The sequence below is a fragment of the Williamsia sp. 1138 genome (genome assembly GCF_002095435.2).
Classification (GTDB): Bacteria; Actinomycetota; Actinomycetes; order Mycobacteriales; family Mycobacteriaceae; genus Williamsia.
The window spans coordinates 1-23,392 of record NZ_MJEJ02000045.1 but is presented as its reverse complement, the minus strand read 5'-3'; the positions used below and the strand labels follow the sequence as shown (position 1 = coordinate 23,392).

24 protein-coding genes are annotated in these 23,392 nt (G+C 66.6%); 6 read left to right on the top strand and 18 right to left on the bottom strand.

Annotated elements, in window-relative coordinates; genetic code table 11:
- Positions 1-79: 79 nt before the first annotated feature.
- The 6 genes from BH683_RS15490 to BH683_RS15465 all read right to left on the bottom strand — a co-directional run bounded on the left by BH683_RS15490 (position 80) and on the right by BH683_RS15465 (position 4,303).
- The gene (locus BH683_RS15490; RefSeq protein ID WP_084837171.1) at positions 80-550 is read right to left on the bottom strand and encodes a hypothetical protein; all 471 of its coding nucleotides are present in this window, start codon (positions 548-550) and stop codon (positions 80-82) included.
- Positions 547-1,368: an aminotransferase class V-fold PLP-dependent enzyme gene (locus BH683_RS15485; RefSeq protein WP_084837170.1), complete on the bottom strand. Its 822-nt coding sequence runs from the start codon at positions 1,366-1,368 to the stop codon at positions 547-549. The genes BH683_RS15490 and BH683_RS15485 overlap by 4 nt, the downstream gene beginning before the upstream one ends.
- Before the next feature lie 147 nt (positions 1,369-1,515).
- Positions 1,516-2,139: a DedA family protein gene (locus BH683_RS15480; RefSeq protein ID WP_246833405.1), complete on the bottom strand. Its 624-nt coding sequence runs from the start codon at positions 2,137-2,139 to the stop codon at positions 1,516-1,518.
- 40 nt (positions 2,140-2,179) lie between these two features.
- Complete coding sequence (locus tag BH683_RS15475; protein WP_084837168.1) at positions 2,180-3,382, bottom strand: O-succinylhomoserine sulfhydrylase; 1,203 nt, start codon at positions 3,380-3,382, stop codon at positions 2,180-2,182.
- 40 nt (positions 3,383-3,422) lie between these two features.
- Entirely contained in the window at positions 3,423-3,836 is a 414-nt protein-coding gene (locus BH683_RS15470; protein WP_084837167.1) for a rhodanese-like domain-containing protein, read from the bottom strand.
- On the bottom strand, positions 3,833-4,303 hold the full coding sequence (locus BH683_RS15465; protein ID WP_084837166.1) for a DUF4878 domain-containing protein: 471 nt from the start codon (positions 4,301-4,303) through the stop codon (positions 3,833-3,835). Before BH683_RS15465 ends, BH683_RS15470 begins: the two co-directional genes overlap by 4 nt.
- A 125-nt stretch (positions 4,304-4,428) precedes the next feature.
- On the opposite strand from BH683_RS15465, the gene BH683_RS15460 reads away from it, so the two are divergent.
- The gene (locus BH683_RS15460) at positions 4,429-5,448 is read left to right on the top strand and encodes an ABC transporter substrate-binding protein (protein ID WP_246833404.1); all 1,020 of its coding nucleotides are present in this window, start codon (positions 4,429-4,431) and stop codon (positions 5,446-5,448) included.
- A 186-nt stretch (positions 5,449-5,634) separates the two neighbouring features.
- Positions 5,635-7,023, top strand: coding sequence for an FAD-dependent oxidoreductase (locus BH683_RS15455; protein ID WP_084837164.1), 1,389 nt, complete (start codon positions 5,635-5,637; stop codon positions 7,021-7,023).
- Between the two features lie 20 nt (positions 7,024-7,043).
- Here the strand turns inward: BH683_RS15455 and BH683_RS15450 are convergent, their stop codons facing one another.
- The 5 genes from BH683_RS15450 to BH683_RS15430 all read right to left on the bottom strand — a co-directional run bounded on the left by BH683_RS15450 (position 7,044) and on the right by BH683_RS15430 (position 10,306).
- The gene (locus BH683_RS15450) at positions 7,044-8,204 is read right to left on the bottom strand and encodes an ATP-binding protein (RefSeq protein WP_084837163.1); all 1,161 of its coding nucleotides are present in this window, start codon (positions 8,202-8,204) and stop codon (positions 7,044-7,046) included.
- Positions 8,201-8,848, bottom strand: a complete 648-nt coding sequence (locus BH683_RS15445; RefSeq protein WP_084837162.1) for a response regulator transcription factor — start codon at positions 8,846-8,848, stop codon at positions 8,201-8,203. Before BH683_RS15445 ends, BH683_RS15450 begins: the two co-directional genes overlap by 4 nt.
- Before the next feature lie 89 nt (positions 8,849-8,937).
- Positions 8,938-9,225, bottom strand: a complete 288-nt coding sequence (locus BH683_RS15440; RefSeq protein WP_084837161.1) for an SHOCT domain-containing protein — start codon at positions 9,223-9,225, stop codon at positions 8,938-8,940.
- 19 nt (positions 9,226-9,244) lie between these two features.
- Positions 9,245-9,688, bottom strand: coding sequence for a DUF6325 family protein (locus tag BH683_RS15435; protein WP_084837160.1), 444 nt, complete (start codon positions 9,686-9,688; stop codon positions 9,245-9,247).
- 204 nt (positions 9,689-9,892) lie between these two features.
- Positions 9,893-10,306 carry a hypothetical protein gene (locus tag BH683_RS15430; protein ID WP_084837159.1) on the bottom strand — a complete coding sequence of 138 codons (414 nt, stop codon included), beginning with the start codon at positions 10,304-10,306 and terminating at the stop codon, positions 9,893-9,895.
- A 231-nt stretch (positions 10,307-10,537) separates the two neighbouring features.
- Between BH683_RS15430 and BH683_RS15425 the strand changes: the two genes are divergently transcribed.
- Genes BH683_RS15425 through BH683_RS15415 form a run of 3 tightly spaced genes read left to right on the top strand, consistent with a single transcriptional unit; the run spans position 10,538 to position 13,468 of the window.
- Positions 10,538-11,545 (top strand): iron ABC transporter permease, encoded by a 1,008-nt coding sequence (locus BH683_RS15425; protein WP_084837158.1) that lies wholly within the window; start codon positions 10,538-10,540, stop codon positions 11,543-11,545.
- 13 nt (positions 11,546-11,558) lie between these two features.
- Entirely contained in the window at positions 11,559-12,659 is a 1,101-nt protein-coding gene (locus BH683_RS15420; protein ID WP_084837157.1) for an iron ABC transporter permease, read from the top strand.
- Entirely contained in the window at positions 12,656-13,468 is an 813-nt protein-coding gene (locus BH683_RS15415; protein ID WP_084837156.1) for an ABC transporter ATP-binding protein, read from the top strand. Before BH683_RS15420 ends, BH683_RS15415 begins: the two co-directional genes overlap by 4 nt.
- Before the next feature lie 104 nt (positions 13,469-13,572).
- Here BH683_RS15415 and BH683_RS15410 read toward each other — a convergent pair whose 3' ends face one another.
- From BH683_RS15410 to BH683_RS15400, 3 genes are all read right to left on the bottom strand, one after another.
- Positions 13,573-14,052 carry a DUF456 domain-containing protein gene (locus BH683_RS15410; RefSeq protein ID WP_084837155.1) on the bottom strand — a complete coding sequence of 160 codons (480 nt, stop codon included), beginning with the start codon at positions 14,050-14,052 and terminating at the stop codon, positions 13,573-13,575.
- 5 nt (positions 14,053-14,057) lie between these two features.
- The gene (gene purT / locus BH683_RS15405) at positions 14,058-15,569 is read right to left on the bottom strand and encodes a formate-dependent phosphoribosylglycinamide formyltransferase (RefSeq protein WP_084837154.1); all 1,512 of its coding nucleotides are present in this window, start codon (positions 15,567-15,569) and stop codon (positions 14,058-14,060) included.
- 90 nt (positions 15,570-15,659) lie between these two features.
- Entirely contained in the window at positions 15,660-15,974 is a 315-nt protein-coding gene (locus tag BH683_RS15400; RefSeq protein ID WP_246833403.1) for a UBP-type zinc finger domain-containing protein, read from the bottom strand.
- Between the two features lie 164 nt (positions 15,975-16,138).
- Between BH683_RS15400 and BH683_RS15395 the strand changes: the two genes are divergently transcribed.
- On the top strand, positions 16,139-17,734 hold the full coding sequence (locus tag BH683_RS15395) for a Na+/H+ antiporter (RefSeq protein WP_084837152.1): 1,596 nt from the start codon (positions 16,139-16,141) through the stop codon (positions 17,732-17,734).
- Here the strand turns inward: BH683_RS15395 and BH683_RS15390 are convergent.
- From BH683_RS15390 to BH683_RS15375, 4 genes are read right to left on the bottom strand one after another with little or no spacing between them, the layout of a single operon-like run.
- Entirely contained in the window at positions 17,731-19,278 is a 1,548-nt protein-coding gene (locus BH683_RS15390; RefSeq protein ID WP_084837151.1) for an adenylate/guanylate cyclase domain-containing protein, read from the bottom strand. The genes BH683_RS15395 and BH683_RS15390 overlap by 4 nt on opposite strands.
- 40 nt (positions 19,279-19,318) lie before the next feature.
- Complete coding sequence (locus BH683_RS15385) at positions 19,319-19,996, bottom strand: response regulator (protein ID WP_084837150.1); 678 nt, start codon at positions 19,994-19,996, stop codon at positions 19,319-19,321.
- Positions 19,993-21,681 (bottom strand): sensor histidine kinase, encoded by a 1,689-nt coding sequence (locus BH683_RS15380; RefSeq protein WP_084837312.1) that lies wholly within the window; start codon positions 21,679-21,681, stop codon positions 19,993-19,995. The genes BH683_RS15385 and BH683_RS15380 overlap by 4 nt, the downstream gene beginning before the upstream one ends.
- Before the next feature lie 55 nt (positions 21,682-21,736).
- A complete protein-coding gene (locus BH683_RS15375; protein ID WP_084837311.1) occupies positions 21,737-23,161 on the bottom strand; it encodes an SLC13 family permease in 1,425 nt (474 codons plus the stop codon).
- Positions 23,162-23,392 lie beyond the last annotated feature (231 nt).

The window sequence follows — 23,392 nt, the reverse complement described above, 5'->3', positions numbered from 1 at the left end:
CAAAAGCACACCGTTCAGTCACAGGCACACGTTGCGAGGTCTGGTCGTGACTGAACGGTGTGCTTCTGTGTGGGACTGATCAGGCCGCCGCGGCCCGCTCACGCAGTCGCGGCAGCACCTGCTCGGCGATGAGCTCGGCCGAGCCGGAAACCGCTGCTCCATCGAGCGGCCGCAGAATGACCGCGTCCGCGACCTCGGCGGTGTACACGTCCAGGATCAGGGTCAGCAGGCCTGCAGCGGTACCGACATAGCGCACGGTGTCGCCGAAGCGCGACTCGCCCAGCTTCAGCAGCTCCGCACGGGCCGTCGCGGCGTCGGCGGCGATCAGTACGTCGATCTCGAGTGCCACCACCAGGTCGGCCGGGTCGTCGCCGAGGTGCTGCCAGCTCGCCCGCAGTTGGGCGCGCTCCTTGATCCCGCCGCGCAACTCCGGCTGGCGGATCCGGCGCACCACGGAAGCATGGGCGTCGACAGGCCGCGGCCCGCTCCACGCGATCGGTGCCGCGCCGTCGATCGCAACCAGCAATTCCGGTCGAGTCCGACCTGTCATGACGCCTCCTGCTCGAAAACAACGTGTGCCAAGGTATTCAACTGTCGTGCAAGTTCTTTGTGACCCGTGCCGATGCCCCATCTGATGGACACGGGTTCGTATCGGCCGGCCACGGCGATCTCGGCGAGCCCGACGCGATCGCGGACGTCGGGCCACAGGCGCAGCCTGCGGGCACCGGGCAGCGCGCGCACGGCGTCGTCGACCACCGCGGACAGCGACTCCTCGTGCAGACCGATCCAGTCGAAACCGAGATCCACGACGGCGATCGCCGCCTGCGCCAACCCGTGGGCCACCGCGGTGTCGACGTGAGCGGAGTCGACCGGCGGCAGCCCGTCTCCGCGTCCGATGACCACTGCGGGCCCGAACCCGGCGATGATCGCGCCGGAGAGCACGACGTAATCGATGCCGTGGCTGGTGAGGTTGATGACACGACGCGTGGCGAGCTCGCCCGCATCGACCAGGAGCCGGGCGCCATGGCGATGGGCGATCGCGGCCAGCCTCGGCAGCGGTAACACCTCACCCGTGGCATCGACGACTCCGGGGACGATCAGGAGTTCGGCCTCGCGGGCGACGAACTCGGCTTCCAACGCTGCGAGGGTGTGCGCGAGATCGACTTGCGCGGCAACCCTCCGGAAGCCGGGTGAGGCGGTGGAGGTCTCCAGGTCGCCGCGTACGTCCAGGAGTACGACGTCGCCGGAGAGGGGCGTTGTGATCAGCGCGATCGCCTCGTCGACGTCATCCGCGAACAGCACCCGGTCGTCGACGCGGGCGCGCACGAAACCGGCGAGTACATCTTTGGGATCCGGCACTGGGACCATCGCCTCAGACGTTCCTTTCGCGTTGCTGTTCAGGTCGGATCGAATTCCACCGGTCGAACCAGGTCTTCCTCGAACAACAACTTAGCTGTGGCGAACTATTTCCCGGCGGCTAAAAGTCGTCATGATTGTTAGTCGACGGGCGAGCGATCACTCTGCAGGAGGTCCGACGTGCACCGCGGACCGTCGTCGCCACAACCGCCGGATCCCGAAATACATGACCACCACCAGGGCGGCACCGACCGCGAAGTACAGCAGCAGGCTGGCCCCGAGCGTCTGACCGAGCGCGTACCCGACCACGCAGACCACCACCACCCAGAGCACCCCGCCGACCACATTCGCGATCAGGTACTGCTTTGTCGGCATGTGACTCATGCCGGCGACGAACGGGGTGACGGTGCGGACGTATCCGATCCACCGGGCGCTGACCACTGTGACGACGCCGCCGTCCCGGATCAGCGTCTCGGCACGGGCCCACCGCTCTTCGCCGATCCAGCCACCGAACCGGGAGTGGGTGATCCGGTCACCCGAACGTCTGCCGATCAGGTAACCGGTCCAGTCACCGAGCACCGCGGCCACGCTCGCCGCGACGATCAGCCAGGCGATGTTGGTGCTGCCGATCGCCGCGGCGACGGCGCCCGCCAGCAGCACGGTCTCGCCGGGTAACACCAGGCCGAGCAAGGCGGCGGCCTCACCGAATACGACGCCGCACACGATGAGATACACCGCCCAGGGCGGCGTCGACTGAACAACCGACACGATCCAGTCGGCCACCGAGTGCAGGATGACCCACCGTCCCCTCTGTGCCGCTTACCTACAGCGCTTGATCGATGTCGCCCAGCAGATCGTCGATGCCTTCAAGGCCTACGGACAAACGTACGACAGAGTCCGACAGCCCGATCGCAGCGCGGCCCTCCGGCCCCATCGCACGGTGCGTGGTCGTGGCCGGGTGCGTGATCAGTGACTTCGAGTCCCCGAGATTGTTCGAGATGTCGACGATCCTCAGTGCATCGAGCACCTCGAAGGCTCTCGCCTTACCTGACGCGCCGGCCGAATCGGCGAGTTCGAACGTCACCACCGTGCCGCCGCCCGACATCTGGCCGACCGCCAGATCGTGTTGCGGATGTGATTTCAGGAATGGGTATTTCACCCAGGCAACCCGTGGATCCGCCTCGAGGAACTCAGCGATGCGCAGTGCCGAACTCGTGGAGTGATCCACCCGCAGCCGCAGCGTCTCGAGACCCTTGAGCAAGGTCCAGGCGTTGAACGGGCTCATTGCCGGACCGGTGTGCCGCATCAGTGTCTGCACCGGACCGTCGATGTACTCGGCCGAACCGAGGACGGCCCCACCCATCACCCGGCCCTGCCCGTCGATGTGTTTCGTCCCGGAGTAGACGATGACGTCGGCACCGAGGTCGAGGCCGCGTTGTAGCAACGGCGTCGCGAAGACGTTGTCCAGTACCACCTGTGCGCCGGCCGCATGCGCGAGCTCACACACCTTCTCGACGTCGACGAGCGTCTGCATCGGGTTCGACGGAGTCTCGAAGAAGACCGCCGTGGTCGGCACCGACAGCGCCTGCTCCCACTGTTCGAGGTCTTCTCCGTCGACGAACACCGTCTCCACACCCCAGCGCGGCAAGATCTCGTTGCACACCACGAAACAGGAGCCGAACAGGCTGCGGGCGGCGACGAGGCGATCCCCGGCTTTGAGCAGGGCACCCAGCGCGACGAACACTGCGGCCATCCCGCTCGCGGTGGCGAAACAGGCTTCGGCGCCGTCGAGCAACCGAAGTCGCTCCTGGAACATCGCGACCGTCGGATTCCCGTAGCGGGAGTACACGAATCGCTCGTCTTCACCCGTGAAGGCACGTTCGGCGGCGGCCGCCGAGGAGTAGACATATCCGGAGGTCAGATAGAGCGCCTCGGAGGTCTCTTCGAAGTTCGAGCGGGCCAGACCGCCGCGTACCGCCAGCGTGTCCGGCGAGACGCCGTCGGGCAGTGGACTGTTCACTGTCATCCTCCGTGTGTGGTGGTGCCGCGCATGGGTGATCGGGGTGCTACGACTGGCGCCACGGGAGACCGAGGGCCTTCCAGCCGACCGCGCCCCGATGACCGTCCGCGTCGGTGGCCCCCTCGAAGCCGTCGAGCACGTTGTAAGCCTTGGCGACGCCGTCGGCAGTCGCGGCCTGCGCGGCTCCGATCGAACGCTGGCCGGAGCGGCACAGGAACACCACCTGCTGGTCGTCGGTCACCCCCGCGGCACGCAGTTGTCCGACGAAGTCTGAGTTCTTTGCGCCGTCCGGGAAGCTCACCCACTCGATGAACACCGTCTCTTTGCCGGCCTCGGTGAGATCGGGTACCCCGACGTAGGTCCATTCGGCCCTGGTGCGGCAGTCGACCAGCACCGCGGTCGGATCCTCGGTGATGATCTTCCATGCCTCTTGCGGGGTCAGGTCACCTGCGTAACTCATGCACACACCTTCCAGGAGTCGCTTTCCTTGACCAGTGTGACCGGAGTGATCTGGGTCTGCGTCTTCTGCTTACGGAACGAATGGACATTCGCGGTCGCCCGATCGCCGTTGACCACGGTCTCCGAGATGTTGCTGATCTCGATCTGGCCATCGGCCTCGCGGGCCTCGGTTTGCTCCTCCGAGAAGGCATCCTCGGTCGGGAAGTCTGCCGAATCGCGCTGCGCGGCGCAGGTCAGGGCGCGGAAGTTGCTGTAGTTGAGGGCGTTCTGCGCCGTGTAATAGTCGTTGATCGTCCGGGAGACCTTCGACTCCTCCGTGAGGCGGTCCTCCGCGGGTCGCACGACGTGCATCACGCCGATCGCACCGAGCACCAGAACCACGATCGCGACCGCGATGAGGAACGGCCACGGCGTCCGTCGCTCGTCATCTTCCAGCGGTGGTACCGCATTCTTGTCGGTTGATGCCATGGTCGCGAGCTTATAACCCGTATTTGCCCGGGCTACCACCGCCGTGAGACGCTGGCCTCTGACATTGGTGAGCCAACCCTAATTTTCGGCGTTTCGGGTTGTTCCATGACTGTGAGGAAGAGATCGTGCGAATCAAGAACCCCAGGCGAGCGACTGCCCGCGCAGCAATGGTGACCGCGACTGTTGCCGCTCTGATCGGGATCACGGCCTGTTCGGCCCCCGACGAGGACAGCACCGGCGCATCGGTCACCGCTGAAGAAGGTGCCCTGCCGGTCACCGTCACCCACAACTTCGGCGAGACCGAGATCAAGACGGAGCCCGCCCGGATCGCGACCCTCGGCCCCGGTGACGCGGACATCCTCATGGCGCTGGGCATCACCCCGACCACGATCGTCCCGTTCAACGATCCGACGGGCAAGAACGTGATCGAACCCTGGAACGAGAAGTACATCGCGGAGAACACCCCCGTCGCGCTCGGCCAGGCCACTCAGAATCTGGGCGCCGACATCCCGAAGGCACTGGCGACCAATCCGGACTTCGTCGTCGCGGTCAACAACGCGGTCACCCGCGAGCAGTACGACAACCTGACCAAGGTCGCTCCGACCATCGTTCGCGAGGCGCAGTACCAGGATTGGCTGATTCCGTGGGCGGCCTCGACCAAGGAGATCGGCACCGCCGTGGGGATGCCCGATGAGACCCAGGAGCTGATCGACCAGACGAACGCCAAGTTCGACGAGGCCAAGGCGCAGTACCCGAACATGGTCGGCAAGAAGTCGGCCGTCATCATCTCCGGCGCCGACGGGTCGATCTCCATCTATGGGCCCGGTGACGGACGCGGCCAGATGCTCGTCAATCTCGGCCAGGTCTTCCCGGCCGAGCTCGAGCCCCTGGTGACCAGCGGCTTCTACGGCACGATCTCCAACGAGAACCTGAACCTGCTCAACAACCTCGACCAGGTCGTGGCGATCGATTGGGAGGGTTCGAACGAGAAGCTCAAGAACAACGCGATCTTCAACAATCTCGACATCGCCAAGCGTGGTGGAGTGATCTACCTGGACCAGCAGATCGGCTCCGCGATGTCGGTGCCGACCGTCCTCACGATCCCGTGGGCAATCGACCAGATAGCACCCAAACTGGGCGCCTGACCGGTTCTCCTTCAGCGCCGGGCCTGGCCGGAACCAGAATCCCGGGCGGTCGAGTTCGTCTCGAGACCGTCTGGCGATTTTGGTTCCCGCCAGGTCCAACGCCTACCGTGGGGTGTTGAGCCCCGTCCGGGTACCCGCATCGGTGGGCGCCGGAACTCCTACTCGCACGAGAAAGCACTCCGACTCATGAGCGATCAGAACCGTCCTCTTCGCGTGGCCATCGTTGGCGCGGGCCCTGCCGGGATCTATGCCGCCGATGCCCTGATGAAGTCGGACAAGGCCAAAGACCGTGGTGTCTCGATCGACTTGTTCGAGCGGATGCCTGCCCCGTTCGGGTTGATCCGTTACGGCGTCGCGCCTGATCATCCGCGGATCAAGGGCATCATCAACGCCCTGCACAAGGTCTTGGACAAGCCGCAGATCCGGCTGATCGGCAACGTCGACTACGGCACCGACATCGCCCTGGAAGACCTGCAGTCGATGTACGACGCCGTCATCTTCTCCACCGGCGCCACCGACGACCGCATCATGGACCTGCCCGGCATCGACCTCGACGGCAGCTACGGCGCCGCCCAGTTCGTGGCCTGGTACGACGGACACCCCGACTTCCCCCGCACCTGGCCCCTGGACGCGGAAAAGGTCGCCGTCATCGGCGTCGGCAACGTCGCACTCGACGTCGCCCGCGTCCTCGCCAAGACCGGCGACGAACTCCTGCCCACCGAGATCCCCGCCAACGTCTACGACGGCCTCAAGAACAACAAGGCCGTCGAAGTCCACGTCTTCGGACGCCGTGGACCGGCCCAGGCCAAGTTCACCCCCCTCGAGCTCAAAGAACTCGACCACTCACCGACCATCGACGTCATCGTCAACCCCGAGGACATCGACTACGACGAAGGGTCCACCGTGGCCCGTCGTTCGTCGAAGATCACCGACCAGGTCGCCACCATCATCGAGCAGTACGCGATCCGCGACCCCAAGGGCCGCCCGCACAAGCTGTTCCTGCACTTCTTCGAAAGCCCCACCGAGATCCTGGGCCAGGACGGCAAAGTCGTCGGCCTGCGCACCGAACGCACCGAACTCGACGGGACCGGCAACGTCCGCGGCACCGGCAAGACCACCGACTGGGACCTCGGCGCGGTCTACCGCGCCGTCGGATACCTCTCCGACAACCTGCCGCAGATCCCGTTCGACGACCAGGCCGGGGTCATCCCCAACGAAGCCGGGCGCATCTTCGACCAGGGCACCCACATGACGGGCATGTACACCACCGGCTGGATCAAACGCGGCCCCGTCGGACTCATCGGCCACACCAAGGGCGACGCCAACGAGACCGTCGACTGCCTGCTCGACGACGCCCTCGCCGGCAAGGTCCTCGACCCCGCCACCCCCGGCGAAGACGCCATCATCGACTACCTCGAGAACAAGAACGTCGCCTTCACCACCTGGGACGGCTGGTACCGCCTCGACGAACACGAACGCAAACTCGGCGCCGCCGAAGGCCGCGAACGCGTCAAGGTCGTCGAACGCGAAGACATGCTCGCCGCCAGCGAGCCGGACAAGGTAAACAAGGGTTGAGGCTTCGCCTCAGGTGATCCCTACCGTGGCACGGTGATCGCGACACGCGTTCCGCCGCCGGTCGGCTCGGAGATGGTGAAGGTGCCTCCGGCTCCGATCACCCGGGCAGCCTGAGCTCCGATCCCGATGTGACCCTGCGCGATTCGGTCCGGAACGATCGACGGGTCGAAACCGACGCCGTTGTCGGTGACCACCAGCCGCAGAGTGGTGTCGTCGCCGCCGAGTTCGAGCAGGACGTCGTCGGCGCGCGCATGCTTCACGACATTCGTCAGCAACTCCCCCGCGGCGCTGTAGAGCAGCGATGCCAGCTCACCGGCGTCGACGGGCGTCAGCTCGAGTCGGACGGGGACCCCGGTGCGCTCTTCGTGCCGCCGGGCCAGTTCCGTGAGCGCGGGCACCAGTCCGAGTTGCGCCAGCACCTGAGGATGCAGGCCGGACACCAGCTCGCGAAGCTCGGTGGCCGTGCTCCGCAGGTTCGCCATCACCGGCGCCAGATCGGCGGCGGACGGACTGTCCATGACGTCCTCGAGATCCATGCGCGTGGCCAGCAACGTCTGCAGCGGACGATCGTGCAGGGCCTCCGCGAGCACGGCGCGCTCCCGATCGGAGGCGGCCAACGTCTGAGTGACCAATTGCCGCTGCGCGGTGAGCAGGGCATCGATCCGCCGGGAGCGCCGCAGCAGCACATACGACAGACCGGTGGTGGCCGCGGTCAGCCAGAGAAGGAATCCGAAGTTCAGCCAGGTGACGTTCCTGTCGACATCCGCGGCGCCCGGGTCCGTCAGCCAGACAACCAGATAGGCCACCGACGTCACGCCGCCGATCAACCCGGTGGCCCAGGGCGCTCCCTTGAAAGCGACCGCGATGGGGATGAGGAAGAACGCCGGCTGCAACATCGACGTGGCTCCGCCGGAGAACGCGGCGAGCCCGATCAGCCCGAGCACATCGATTGCGGGAGAGGCGATCTGGATGCGGGGAGGAGCCTGGCGCCGGTAGACCACGGCAAACCATCCGACGGCGATGAGCGCGTAGACGGCCAGTATGACGTAATAGCCGGGACTACTAACTTCGCCGTCCGGGATCGCCACACCGAGCAACCCGAACAGGACCACCAGCAGCAGTCGCAGTGCCGCGGTGATACGAACCAGACTCGCGTCCGCGGAGGATTGAGGGCCGGTCACTCGAGTAACCGGTGCCGCATCGCCTCGGCAACCGCCGCTCCCCGGTCCGAGACCCCGAGCTTCTGATAAAGCCGCTGCACGTGGGTTTTCACCGTCGAGGGCGCGACGAACATCTTCTCGGCCATCGCGGGCACGCTCTTGCCCTCGGCGATCATGCCGAGCACTTCCTTCTCCCGTGCAGAGAGAACCGGCGCAGTACTGTCCCGGCGCATCTGGATCTCCCCGACGAGCCCGGCAGCGAGCTCGCCTGTGAGCACGGGACGCCCGGCGGCACAGTCGAGCACCGCATCGACGATTTGGGAGCGCCCTGCATCCTTGGACACGAACCCGTAGGCGCCCTGCTGCAGAGCGTTGTAGACGATGGCGCTCTCGGTGTGCGCCGAGAGCAACAGCACCCTGGTGGCGAGCCCGTCTCGACGAACCGCCGCAGCCACCTCCGCACCGTCCATCTCAGGCATCCGAAAATCGATCAGCGCGACGTCGGGCAGCTCGCGCTGGATCGCGACCAGTGCCTCGCGCCCGTCACCCGCCTCGGCCACCACCTCGACGAAACCGCTGCTCGAGAGAGCCCTGACCACGCCATCACGGATCATCGGATGGTCGTCGGCGACAACCACCCGGACCCGCTCACCCGAATCACGCATGCAGAACTCGTACCACGCCCACCGCCGCGGCGCGTCAACTCGCGCGCGCGGCGGGCAGATCTTTCCTCACCCCGCGAGTGGAGGAGAGTTCAGGAGGCGAGGATCTTGGCCTTCTCGGCGGCGAACTCCGCCTCGGTCAGCACGCCCTGAGCGCGGAGTTCGCCGAGTTCGCGGAGGGCGCTGAGCCGATCGACGCTCGACGCGGGTGCCGCAACCGGTGCGGCGACGGGCTGCGCCGGCGCCTGCTGCTGTGGCGCCTGTTGTTGCGACTGCTGCGCCCATCGGTTGCCTTGCCGGCGGGAGACACGGTTGGACACCGACGTCGCGGTGCCGGCGATGACGGCGGTGCGGGCTACGCCGCGTAAGAGACCAGGCATGACTTTTCCTTCGCTGAGTTCAGACGCCGAGCGCGTCGAGGGAGTCGAGCAGGTCCTGGGTGGCCACGCGTCCGGAGGCGACCAACTGTGCGCCGTTGCGCCGCAGGGCCGACGCGAACGGTGCGGCCCAATGGTTTTCGTAGATCAGAATCGCACCTGAACAACCGGGCTCGAGCGCGGAAGCCGCCTCGTCGAGATCCTCTCGGACGATCAGACCAGACGCCGCGCCGGCAAAGATCGACACGTCGAAGTCACCGGAGAGGTCGAAGTCTTCCACGGCGACCGCAAAGATCGATCCGTCGAGCTCTTTACGGACGAAGACGAGGTCGAGGAGTTTGATGATCCCGCGATCCACCAGGTCGGCCAGCAGCGGCAAGGCCGAACCATCGGGGGTCCGGTCGGCGGGAAACTCGATCACCAGATAGTCGATGGGGCCGACCTCGGCCGCCTCGGGTTCCGTCATGGGTGTCTCCTTCTTGAAGGATGAGGTCAGATCAGTCTTCGAAGTGAAAGCCTGCAAACGAGTCTGGCCCCTGCGGTCCTCGATGCCCTCATCCCTTCCGGATGAACCCGCGGACAAAACGATCCCTCCCCCCGACGAGACCGATGTGCGGGGTCTACGTCAGGAAGAGGGATCATTTACCTGCGGGTGAGAGGACCTGGTTGTCTAGTTGTCGATCCGCCGAACGTTGGCCCAGAAGCCGATGTTGTTCTGCAGCGGATCGATGTCGCTGGAGATGGTGTATCCGGAGATCGAGCTCGGGAAGCAGCCGAACCACTTCGTCTCGATCCGCAGCTTCTGGCCTTCTTTGAGGTTCGGGGAGAACTTCTCGGCTCCACCGAACTCGTGCAGGGTCACGTTCGGCCAGTTGCGGCCGTGTGCGGTGACCTCCATCCAACGGACCATGTACCAGGCGTTCTGCCAGGGGTCGCCAGGCTTGCCGAACGAGCAGTAGACCCCACCGGTGAGAGCCAGATCAGGCGCTGCCGCCTGAGCCGGAGCTGCAGCCACGACACTCCCCGCCGCAATCCCGACCGCCGCCGCTGCGGCGACCGCAGCGCGAACCATTTTCTGCTTCATCTTCACTCCTTTTTCGTGAACGCCACCGACACAGCGGCCTTGCACGTGAATCGGTCGTGTACAGCCTGAGTGTTAGCCAAGAAACAGATAAGAAACTCCATGTCTTCGTTTCGTTAGCTTTCCGTTATCGAAGTGGGTCGCGGGAGCTCCGGTTTCGCGATACGTGGGCAAGTTAGGCTAACCTCGCCAAGGTTGATAATCAGTCGATCGCGAAGAGGCAGGACCCGGGTCTTGGGCAAGAAGTCGCTGCGCCTACCGGGCGCCATCCTGTTGCTGACGCTGCTCCTCATCGCGTGCGCGGCGTCGATTGCGATCGGATCCCGCGTCATCCCCCTCCATGAGGTCTGGGATGCACTCTGGGCCGACAACGTTCCCGGCGCCCCCGACGCGGTCGGTATCGTCCAGACCCTGCGGATTCCCCGCACCGTGCTCGGATTGATCGTCGGCCTGGCGATCGGTGCAGCCGGAGCGCTCACCCAGGGTCACACCCGCAACCCTCTGGCCGACCCCGGCATCCTCGGTGTCAACGCGGGCGCGGCTTGCGCGGTGGTCGCGGGCGTCTATCTGCTCGGTATCACCACCCCCATCCAGTACATGGGCTTCGGTCTGATCGGCGCGATGCTGGCGGCGAGCCTGGTCTTCTTTCTCGCATCGGTCGGCAAAGGCGCCAGCCCACTGACCCTCACCCTCGCGGGCACCGGACTGTCCGCGATGCTGATCGCCGTCACCTCGGCCATCGTGCTCATCGACACCGCTTCGCTCGAGGCGTGGCGCTTCTGGCAGGTCGGTTCCATCGCAGGCCGGGGCTGGGACGTCATCACCGCGACGCTCCCGTTCGTCATACCGGGCCTCATCCTGGCTGTGGCCAGCGGGTTCTTTCTCAACATCCTCTCGCTCGGCGACGACATGACGAAAGCTCTGGGGTCCCGCATCCTGCAGGTTCGCATCGTCGGGATCGTTGCGATCACCCTGCTCGTCGGCGCCGCCACCGCTGCGTGCGGACCCATCGTCTTCCTCGGCCTGGTCGCGCCGCACGTGGCCCGGTTCTTCACCGGGCCCGATTATCGATGGGTGGTCCCGTACTCGGCCTTGATCGGCGCCGTGGCACTGGTGTCCTGCGACGTCCTCGGCCGGATGATCGCCCGGCCCGGGGAGATCCAGGCCGGGATCGTCCTGGCGGCGGTCGGTGCGCCGTTCTTCATCGCGTTGGTCCGAGCCAAGAAGTTGGTCGCAGTATGAAGTTGGTCGCAGTATGACGACATTCGCCGAGCCCCCGGAGACCGCGCAGGCTCCGCTGCCCGCACACCACCTGCGCCGCACCGTCGTTCGGATCGGCGCCGGCACCTTCGTGATCCGGCCCTGGGCCACCGGCGTGGGCCTGGTGCTGGCCGCGGCGGCGCTGCTCCTGTTCGCGGTGAGTATCGGCACCAGCGACTTCCCGATGAGCCCCATCGACGTCGGCCGGATCCTGCTCGGCGGCGGAACCCGTGCCGAGAACGTGGTCGTCTTCGACACCCAGCTCCCCATCGGCCTGGTGAGCCTGCTGGTCGGTTTCGGCCTCGGGATGTCCGGCGCGCTGACCCAGGTGATCGCCCGCAACCCGCTCGCCACCCCCGACATGCTGGGGATCACCTCCGGCGCCAGCGCCGCCGCCGTCGCGGTGATCGCCTTCGGATCGACGTGGGCATCGTGGCTCGCCGATCTCGGACTCGCGGTGGCGGCGCTCCTCGGCGGTCTGCTGACCGCTCTCGCGATGTACCTGCTGACCTGGCGCAGAGGCATCGACCCGATCCGCCTCGTGCTCGTGGGCGTCGCCCTGACCTGGGGGCTCCAGGCCCTGATCGCCTACCTGCTGACCCGCGCGAACGTCGACGAAGTGCAGCGGGCGCAGCTCTGGATCGTGGGGTCGGTGTCGAGTGCGGGCTGGAAGGCCGTGTGGCCGCCACTGATCGTGCTGATCCCCGCGATCATCTTCGTCACGATCCAGTCCCGCAACCTCGCGATTCTCAGTCTCGGAGAAGACGTGTGCCGTGGGCTGGGGGTGCGGGCCAACGCGGTGTCGGCGGCGATCCTCATCGCGGCCGTCGTCGTCGCCGCGGTCGCCGTGTCCTCGGCGGGCCCCATCGCCTTCGTCGCGCTGCTCGCCCCGCAGATCGCGATGCGCCTCGCCCGCGCCGAGATCCCCGGTCCCATCACCTCCGGCCTGATGGGTGCCTGCCTGGTCATCGGCGGAGACCTGCTGTGCCGCACCGTATTGCCGGCCGGCATCCCCGTCGGCGTGGTGACCGCGGGCATCGGCGGACCCGCCCTGATCTACCTCATGATCCAGATCAACCGGAAGGCTTCGGTATGAGTGCCGCGTTCTCGGAGAAGGCGACGTCACGGGTCGCCGCGACGGATCTGCAGGTCGGTTACGGCGAACGCACCGTCATCGACGGTCTCGACGTCACCATCCCCGACGGCAAGATCACCACCATCGTCGGCCCGAACGGTTGCGGGAAGTCGACACTGCTGCGCTCGCTCGTGCGGCTGCTCAAACCGACCGGAGGTCAGGTACTCCTCGACGGCAGCGACATCGCGACCCTGCGTACCAAGGATGTCGCGCGGATCCTGGGTCTGCTCCCCCAGAACCCCGTCGCCCCCGAAGGTTTGACCGTCGTCGACCTGGTCTCCCGCGGCCGTCACCCGCACCAGGCGTGGTATCGGCAGTGGTCGCACGAAGACGAGGTCGCCGTGGCCACCGCCCTCGAGCAGACCAACTGCACCGAACTGGCCGAGCGGACCATCGACGCACTCTCCGGAGGACAACGTCAGCGGGTCTGGATCGCCCTGACGCTGGCGCAGCAGACCGATGTGGTGATGCTCGACGAGCCCACCACCTACCTCGATCTGTCCCACTCGATCGATGTGCTCGACCTCGTCGACGACCTCTGCAGCAAGCACGGCAAGACGATCATCATGGTGCTGCACGACCTCAATCTCGCCATCCGCTATAGCGATTGGCTGGTCGTGATGCGCGAGGGCGCCATCATCCGCGAAGGTGCGCCCGGTGACGTCATCACGACCGAGCTGCTGCAGGAAGCGTTCGGTCTGCGGTCTCAGGTGATGACCGACCCGATCTCCGGTGGTCCGATGATCGTCCCCATCGGCCGCAAGCGCTAGCACCCCGCTCCCGCCGCAAACGCTCCACAAATACGAAGACGCGCCACTTATTTGTGGCGCGTCTTTGCAAAGGCGGAGCGTTTGCGGCTCGGCACGGTCGAGGGCTAGTAGACGAACGCCGCGCCCAGCCAGATCGACGCGGCGAACAGGGCGCCCGCCAGCTCGATGATCATCGCGATGCCCGCGGCCTTGGTGGCGGCAACCGCTCCGCGCCAGCCGGCTTCGATGCTCTTGTTCCGATACCACTCGGCGAGAAAAGCACCCAGCACGAACCCGATGATCAGTCCGACGACCGGGATCACGAAGAAACCGACGATACCGAGAAGTCCACCGGCGATCACCGTGCGTCCGGGAACCCCCGAGTTCTTCATCGACTTGTTCGCGACGAGATACTTGACCAGCGCGGCTGCGCCCAGAAAACCGGCTGCGACGGCGAACACCAGCCACGCCCAGCCGCCGACGACGAACGCCCAGACCCCGATTGCGGCCAGGATGAGGATCAAACCCGGCAATACGGGCAACACCACGCCGCAGAGACCGATGAAGATCACCGCGGCGACCACGAGCTCGCCGACTAGGGACATCCGCGCTACCGGGGGTCGTCGCCGGAGCGGACCGGCTTCTGAAGCCGAACGTCCGGACGCGGTGCCTGCTGCGGCGGTCGCCCGGCGTTCGGGGGTGGCCCGGCGTTCGGGGGTGGCCCGGCGTTCGGGGGTGGCCCGGCAGGCGACGGCGGCCTACGGGTCATGCGGGTCTGCGCCAGGTCGTCCTGCGCCGCAGCCGGCTGTGGCGTCGGTTCTCTGCTGGCCGCCGCCACGGCAGCGGTGTCGGCCTGCGGCGACGTGCTGATTGGGCGGACCAGGCGAGCGGCGTCGCCTGCCCGTTGCCGCGCAGTGCCCACGTCGTCGGCCGTCGCGATGACCACGCCCATGCGGCGGCGTACGAAGCTCTCGGGTTTGCCGAACAGCCGGATGTCGGTCTCCGGGATCGCCAGCGCCGCAGCCACGTTCTCGAAGGCAATCGCCGGCTCGTCGAGACCGCCATAGATCACGGCAGAGGCTCCGGGTGAGGCGAGCGTGACATCGACGGGCAGGCCGAGGATCGCCCTGGCGTGCATCTCGAACTCCGAAAGCCTTTGGGTGCCGAGCGTCACCAGACCCGTATCGTGCGGCCTCGGACTGACCTCCGAGAAATACACATCGTCGTCCTTGACGAACATCTCGACCCCGAAGATGCCGCGGCCACCGAGGCGGCCATCGCCCAGAGCCGCGGCGATACGCGCGGCCACCGACGTCGCACCACCGAGCGCGACCTCACTCATCGGCTGGGGCTGCCACGATTCGACGTAATCACCATGCTGCTGGCGATGGCCGATGGGCGCGCAGAAATAGGTCGCCAGCCGCCCGGTCGCAGGGTCCATCGCCCTGACGGTGAGCAGGGTGATCTCGTAATCGAAGTCGACGAAACCCTCGACGATCACCCGGCCGCCCTTGACGCGCCCGCCTGCGACCGCATAATCCCAGGCGGCGTCGATCTCATCGGGGCCCCGGACCACGCTCTGACCCTTGCCCGACGACGACATCACGGGCTTGATCACGCACGGGTACCCGACGCGGGCCGTGGCCGCGCGGATCTCGTCGGCCGAGTCCGCGAACGCGTACGGCGACGTCGGCAGACCCAGCCGTTCGTCCGCGAGCCGGCGGATGCCCTCACGGTTCATCGTCAGCGCGGTCGCGCGGGCAGTCGGGATGACTTCCGTGAAACCTTCTTCGTGGATCTCGACGAGCACCTCGGTGGCGATTGCCTCGATCTCCGGGACCACATAGTCGGGCTGCTCAGCCTCGATCACGGCCCGCAGCGCCACGGGATCGGTCATGTCGACCACATGCGAACGGTGTGCGACCTGATGGCCGGGGGCATTGGGGTAGCGGTCGACGGCAATCACCTCGACGCCCAACCGTTGAAAGGCGATCACCACCTCTTTGCCGAGCTCTCCGGCGCCGAGGAGCATCACCTTGGTGGCGCCCGGTGTCAGGGGGGTGCCGATACGGTCGGGCACTGCGTTGATGACAACGCCGCTCCCCGAGGTATTCGTAGTCACCTTTGTAAGGCTAGCTGCAAACGAAGCGGCTTTCGTACGGGTGGACCTCCGCGGTTCTCACATCGGGTTCGCCGAGGGACGACGGGCCGATCAGTCCATCCGCGCGTGGACGTAGCACCAGCGCCAGGTCTCACCCGGTTCGGCCGACTGCATCACAGGGTGACCGGTGGCCTTGAAGTGCGTCGTCGCGTGCTTGCGCGGACTCGAATCGCAGCAGGCGACGTGCCCACAGGCGAGGCAACGCCGCAGGTGCGCCCAGTGATCGACACCCTCGGCGGCACAGTCCTGGCAGACCCCCACATCGTCGGGGGCGGTGTCTTCTACGGGTACCGCTGCCGCATCGCGCAGTTCGACGCACAGGTCGTCGTCCGCCTTCACATCGGAGGCCTTGATGTTTCGGTGCATCACCGATCTTCGTGGCAGTCGCATACAGTCCAATCTGGTCGAGCTCCGCCTCTGGCGTGTGGCAGTGGTCTCTTCGAGCTCTTTTTCCGCCGGCTTCGTCTCCGGCAATTCTCCCGTATCTTTGCCTGGTTCGGCCAGAAGTCAGCTCAGGGAGGAATTCTCAGGTGAACGAAGGGCTCCTCATCGTCGCGGTGGTCGCGGTGATCGTCTCCGCGCTGTGCCGTCGGTACGGGTTGTCGGGGCCACTCGTCCTGGTCGTGGTGGGGCTCGGGGTCGGCTGGATTCCGGGTTTGCCCGAGTTCACGCTCGAACCGGAGCTCGTGTTGTTCGCAATACTCCCGCCGCTGCTCTACTCCGCAGCGCAGGACAGCTCCTACGTCGCACTCCGGAAGAACATCCGGGCCGTGGGGCTGCTCGCCGTCGGGTTGCCGCTGGCCACGGCCGCAGGCGTCGGTGTGGTCGCCTACTACGCGGTTCCCGATCTACCGTGGGCGGCCGCGTTCGTGCTGGGGGCCATCGTCGCACCGCCGGACGCCGTGTCCGCGCAGGCCGTCGGACGCCGCCTCGGCCTGCCGCGTCGCGTGATGACGCTGCTCGGTGGCGAGAGTCTGCTCAACGACGCGACCGCGCTGACCGCCTATCGACTCGCGCTCGCTGCCGCGATCGGCGCCACCACCACGGTGTGGGACGGAATCCTGGCCTTCGCCGAAGCCGCGATCGGTGGCGTGGTCATCGGGATGGCGGCCGGTATCGCCGTGGCCTTCGCCCGACACTTTCTCGACGACCCACCGATAGAGACGGCGCTGGGGATCCTCGCGCCGTTCGTCGTCTACTTCGTGGCCGAGGAAGTTCACGCCTCCGGGGTCATCGCCGTGGTGGTGGCGGGCCTCTACCTCGGTCAGCGATCGGTGCGCGAAGGTTACGCCACCCGTTTGCAGGACAACGCGGTCTGGAAATCGATCGACGCAATCCTCGAAGCGTTCGTGTTCCTGCTCATCGGACTGCAACTGCCTCAGGTCATCGAGGGCCTCGACGGCCGGTCGATCAGTGGGATCTGCTGGGCCGCGGCGGCGGTTTTCCTGGCCACGGTGGTCATCCGGATCGTGTGGGTCTACACGGCAACGTACGGCGCGCGGCTGTTCCCGCGGATCCGCAACCGTGAGGTGGCACCGACGGCCGGCGCCGTCTTCGTCGTGTCGTGGGCCGGCATGCGCGGGGTGGTGAGTCTGGCTGCCGCCTTCGCCATTCCGCTGACCATCGACGACGGCTCGGAGTTCCCGGCCCGCGACGCGATCCTGTTCCTGACCTTCGTCGTGGTGGTCGGCTCACTGCTGCTGCAAGGCACCACGTTGCCGTTGATCATCAGATGGCTGGGCGTCCAGGGCGACGACCATCAGGCCGACCTGGTCTCACTCGCCCGGGCGCAGGACCGCGCAGGGCGCGCTGCGATCAAGCGACTCGACGAGATCGCCGCGACGATTCCCGCCGACGATGCTCGCGGTGAGCAGGTCGAGATCCTGCGGCACTGGATCCGGACGAGAAAGAACCTGGCCTGGGAGGGACTCGGTCGCGATTCCGACGAACTCGGAGAGAGCCCGAGCGAGGCGTACAACCGGATCCGCAACGAGCTCATCCAGATTCAGCGCGAGGTGTTCATCGACGAGCGGGACCGTGGGCGCATCGACGACGAGGTGCTGCGTAGTGCGCTGCGGCAACTCGACCTGGCCGAGGGCCTCGGCGACAGCCGCAAGCAGCTCTAGTCGGTCGACGGGCGCTTCGCCGCATACACCTCGGTCACTTCGGAGCGTCCGCGCAATTCGGTCTTCTCCTGCCAATCCCACTGCGCCGCCTCGACATCGGTGGCCGCAGCCACCGCGGTCCCCGACGACAGCGGCCGGGTCGGATCCTTCTTCGCCAGTTCGCTGAGGCGCGCCGCCTCGTTCACCGCATCGCCGATGACGGTGTATTCGAAGCGCTGGATGGCACCGACATTGCCCGCGACGACGGGGCCGTGCGATACGCCGATTCCCGCTGCCAGTTCGGCGACGTCGGCGGCGAGATCCACCGAGATCTCCCGGGCCGCGGCGAGCGCCTCGGTCGCGGCGTCGCCCAGTTCGAGGGGCGCCCCGAACACCGCGAGCACCGCGTCACCCTCGAACTTGTTGACCAGCCCCTGGTGTCTCTCGACAGCGGTGACCACCACCGCGAAGAATCTGTTGAGCAACTCGACGACCTCGTTCGGGGGCCGGGTGGCAGCCAGCGTGGTGGAACCGATGACGTCGATGAACACCACCGCGACCACGCGCTCGGCACCGCCGAGTTCGGGATTCTGGGCCAGGGCCGCCTCGGCGACCTCACGGCCGACGTGGCGGCCGAAGAGGTCGCGCATCCGTTCGCGTTCACCGAGACCTTCGACCATCAGGTTGAATCCGCGTTGCAGATCCCCGATCTCGGTGCCGTCGTAGACGACGACCCTCACGTCGGTGTCGCCACCCTCGACCCGGGTCATCGCCTGTCGGACCGACCCGACCGGGGCCTTGATGGCATCGATACTCAAGTAGTTCAGCAGCAGACCGGTGAACAGGGCCGTCGCGCCCAGGACCATGATCGCGATGAACACGTCGGTCTTGGTGGTGTCGTCGCGGAAGACGGCGAACAGCACCACCAGCATCATCCCGACGATCGGGATCCCCGACCCCAGCACCCAGCTGAGCATGCCGCGGGTCCGCAGCCTGCTGCGGCGGGTGATGCCGGTCTCCAGGGCCTGCGCGGCGACGGGTCGCAGGGAGAACTCCGTCAGCAGGTACGAGATGGCGCAGACGACCGCGCCCGACAGACCGATGACCAGCATGATCTTCGGGATCAATCCGGGGTCCTGGATGCCGTAGCAGAGCGTGAACAGCACGTCGGCCACCAGCCACAGTCCGAGCTGGAGTCTGGTCAGCACCCACGGTGCCCGCAGCGCTGCACGAGCCTGTTTGGGGGTGGGGCGTTCGTCGCGCAGCGCCCAGCGCAACCGGCGGAGCACCCGCGTCGTACCGACCGCCCAGCCGAAACCGAACGCGATCCCGACGTACACCGGCACCACGATGAAGTTGACCCACCAGAACTGCGCCTCGAGCACGCTCGGCTCCGGGATGCCCACCACCACCAGCAGGATTGCCATGCCCGCGCCGATCGCGTTGGCGGTGAGCAGCGACACCGTGATCAGCAACTGGATCCGGATCCGCTGACGCCGGACGGTGTCCGTGGCCGAACCGAGCAACACCGAACCGAAGTCCGACTCCTGACCCGGAAACCTCATCCACTCCCCCACCCGTACAGCCGGTTGACCTCAGGGCAATCTACCCGGGCCTCGAAGGAAGCCGGTACTCCTGTTTCGGTCGCCCGGTCGCGCCGTAACGCAACTTCATGGTCAGTTTTCCCGACGAGACCAGGTTCGCCAGGTGCCTGCGCGCGGTCGGCGGCGAGATACCGACGGCGGCCGAGACCTCATCGGCGAACATGACGTGGTCCGCATCGTCGAACGCCGCCAGGATGAGTTCCTCCGTCTGAGAACCGGTCTCGGCGACTTCTTTGAGCGCACGCCCGGTCCGCAGGGCGCCGAGCGCGGCGTCGACGGCACTCTGCTCGGTGGTGGGTGTGGCGAGGATGCGACGGTACTGGGAATACGCCGAGAGCCTCCGCGCCAGCTCCGTGTTCTCGAACGGCTTGATCAGGTAGGTCAGTGCGCCCCCGCGCAAGGCCTTACGTACAGCCGCGCTGTCGGTCTCTGCGCTGATCACGAAGGCGTCGCAGTTCAGGCGGGGCAACAGGTCGAGCCCGGGGCCGTCGGGCAGGTGGACGTCGATCAGGGCGAGGGTGATCTCCGGATGCTCGGTCAAGGCGGCGACCGCCGCCTCGCGGGTGCCTGCCTGCGCGAGGACCGTGAATCCCGACACCGCGTTCACGATCGATGCGTGCAGTCCGGCGACCCGGAAGTCGTCGTCGACGATCAGGACGCCGAAGTCGTCGGCGCTCATGCCGGATGTCCTGTCCCGACGATGCCGGGCAGTCGGGCCACGAAGACGGCGCCACCGAAAGGATTGTCGGCGGCTGCGGCCTCGCCGCCCGGGTCGCCGACGACGAGATCGCCACGGGCGCGGCGGGCCAGTTGCCTGGCCAACGCCAAGCCCATCCCCCGCCCACCCGGAACAGCCGGGTCGTCGTGGGTGGTCACCCCCTCGACGAAGACCGAGTCGGGATCTTCGAAGCCGATGCCCGGCCCGGAATCGGCGACGGTGACCAGCAAGGTGGAATCGTCGGCGATCAGTTCGACTTCCACGAGGGCTTGGTTTTTGCCCGAGGCCGCCTCGATTGCCCGGCCGGAGGCCGCCTCTATTGCCCGGCCGGAGGCCGCCTCTATTGCGTTGTCGATAAGGTTGCCGACGACGGTGGTCACGACGACGGGGTCGCGCAGGGTGCCGTCGAGGAAGGTCTGGTCGCCGAGGGTGAGCGCGACCCCGCGCTCCCTGGCCGCAGCGGCTTTGGCCTCGAGAAAGGCTCGAAGGTGGGGTTCGGTGAGGTTCTCCAGACCTGGCAGCTCGGTGCCGTACGGACCGGTGCCCATCACTTCGTCCAGATAGTCGAGGCCGGCGGCGGCGTTGCCCTGCCGGAGGAGTCCTGCGACGACATGCATCCGGTTCGCGGATTCGTGTCGTTGTGCCCGCAGTGCGTCGGTCATCGACCGGATCGAATCGACCTGACGGGTCAGGTCTTCCACGTCCGTGCGGTCGACCACCGAGAGCACCATGCCGAGATCCTTTCCGTCGCGCACCACGCGATGTGAGCTCACCAGCACCACCCGATCCGCGACCGTGGCCGAGCGCGGGATGTCCACCGGAGTGCGGGCCACCTCGAGTACCCGCGGCGTGAGCCCGACGGCATCGATCGGGCTACCTGTCTGAGCGGTGACGCCCAGCAAGAGCCTCGCTTTGTCGTTGATCACGCGCACCACACCGCTCGGGTCGATCGCGACCACCCCTTCACCCATCGAATGCAGTACCGCCTCCTGCTCGCGAACGAGTTCGGCCAGCTGGTCGGGTTCCAGACCCAGTGTCAGCCGGCGCCAGCGGCGGGCAAGCAAAGCCGATCCCACCACTCCGATCAGCAACGCGGACAACGCGATCAGCACCAGCGTGCGAATGTCTCCGCGCAGATCGTCGGCGATCTCTTCAGTGGATATCCCGACACTCACCAGCCCCACCACCTCGGTCCCGCCGGGCGCGTAGATCGGCACCTTGGCCCGTACCGACTGTCCGAGGGTGCCGCGGTCCGTCGCGAGGTCCTCCCGTCCGGCCAGCGCACGGGTGGGATCGGTACTCAGGGGCAGGGCCAGCTCCGCGGGGTCGGGATGAGCCAACCGGATGCCCTGATCGTTGGCGATCACCACGAACAGCGCGTCGGTGCGCATCGCCACCGCGAGCGCCTGTGCTTGCAGCGGACGGGCTCCCAGTTCGGCGGGGTCGAGGGAGGTACCGCCCGAGCTCGCCACGGCCTCGCGAACATCGTTGTCCGTGGCAACCGTTCGTGCGATGGCGAGAGCACGTTGTCCGTACTCATCACGGAGCCGGTCGTCGCTGGTGGAGATCACCACCCCGACGCCTGCCGCGAGGCTGACCACGATCACCACCACCTGCAGGAGCAAGACCTGGTTACGCAGCCGCATCACAACAGCGTAGGCACCCGCCACCAAGCGGGTGCCTACGTTCATGTGCTGCGTGTCAGAACGGGATGGAGCCGACGAGGACTCCGACCACCAGCATGGCGAGGGACACCACCACGGCCCGCCACAGCACCTTCTTGTGGTGGTCGGCCAGCGATACACCGGCCAGCGAGACCAGCAGCAGGATCGCGGGCACGAGCGGGCTCTGCATGTGCACGGTCTGCCCGGTGATCGAGGCGCGTGCCATCTCCACCGGAGCGATGCCGTAGGTGGTGGCGGTCTCGGACAGCACCGGCAGGATGCCGAAGTAGAAGGCGTCGTTGCTCATCAGGAACGTGAACGGGATGGAGAGCACTCCGGCGACCACGGCCAGGTGCGGTCCCATGGCGTCCGGCAAGATCGACGTCAGCCATTCGGCGATGGCCTCGACCATGCCACTTCCCGCGAACACCCCGGTGAGCACGGCGGCGGCCAGCACCATCGCCACCACCGAGACGATGCTGGACGAATGCCGCGTGATGGCCGACTGCTGGTCTTTGACGTGCGGGAAGTTGATGACCAGCGCGATACCTGCCGCGACCATGAACAGCACCGGGATCGCGATGACGTCCATGCCCAGGACGGCGAGCAGCACGATCGTCAGTGCGGCGTTGATCCAGAACAACTTCGGGCGCAATGTGGCGCGGTTCGGGTCGAGAGCGTTGCCGACGAATCCGCCGCCGGTCGAATCGTCGCTCTTCCCTGCTGCGTCGTCGCCACCCGTCGTGCCACCGCTGCGACCCGAGCCACCGGTACCGCCCGTGCCACCACCGGTACCCACCAGCACGGCGTCGTTCTCCCGGGACAGGACCGATTCCCGGATGACGATCTTGCCGATCCGGCGACGCTCCATGACGCCCAGGTGGTACGAGAACAGCAACACGATGACGAGGCCGGCAACCAGGGACGGGATCATCGGGATGAAGACGTCGGACGGCGAGATGCCCAGTGCGGCAGCGGCTCGAGCGGTCGGGCCGCCCCAGGGCAAGATGTTCAGGGTGCCGTTGGCGAGGCCTGCCGTGACGGTCAGGACCACCGGGCTCACCCCCAGCTTGAGGTACAGCGGCAACAACGCGGACGTGACGATGATGAACGTCGTCGAGCCGTCACCGTCGAGCGAGACGATCATCGCCAGCAGTGCCGTTCCCACGACAAGTCGCGCGGGATCGGCGCGGACGGCTTTGACGACGCCGCGCACGATGGGGTCGAAGAGCCCGACATCGATCATGATGCCGAAGTAGATGATGGCGAAGAACAGCATCGCGGCCGTCGGCGCGAGATCCTTGATGCCGTCGGTGATCATGTCGCTGATCCCCATGCCCGCGCCGGCGAACAGGCCGAACGCGACGGGCACCAGGATCAGGGCCACCACCGGGGTGGCGCGTTTGGTGATGATCAGGAACATGAATGTGGCCACCATCGCAAGGCCCAGTGCTACCAACATGACGACGTCGCTCTCGTTTGCGGACTGCGGGACCGGAGTGATCCGCGCTACAAAAAAGAGTCTGGAGGTGCCCCAGATCACAGTCACGCTTGAGCGCATTAGTAGCCTTTTGCGCGTTTCGCTCGCTCAGCGCAAACCCACCCGTTCCGGTCAAACCCACGGGTCTGGCGGAAGTTGTCAACCTGTCTGAGACAGGTGTGGGTTTTTTGATTATTCGGCCTGTTCGGCCGG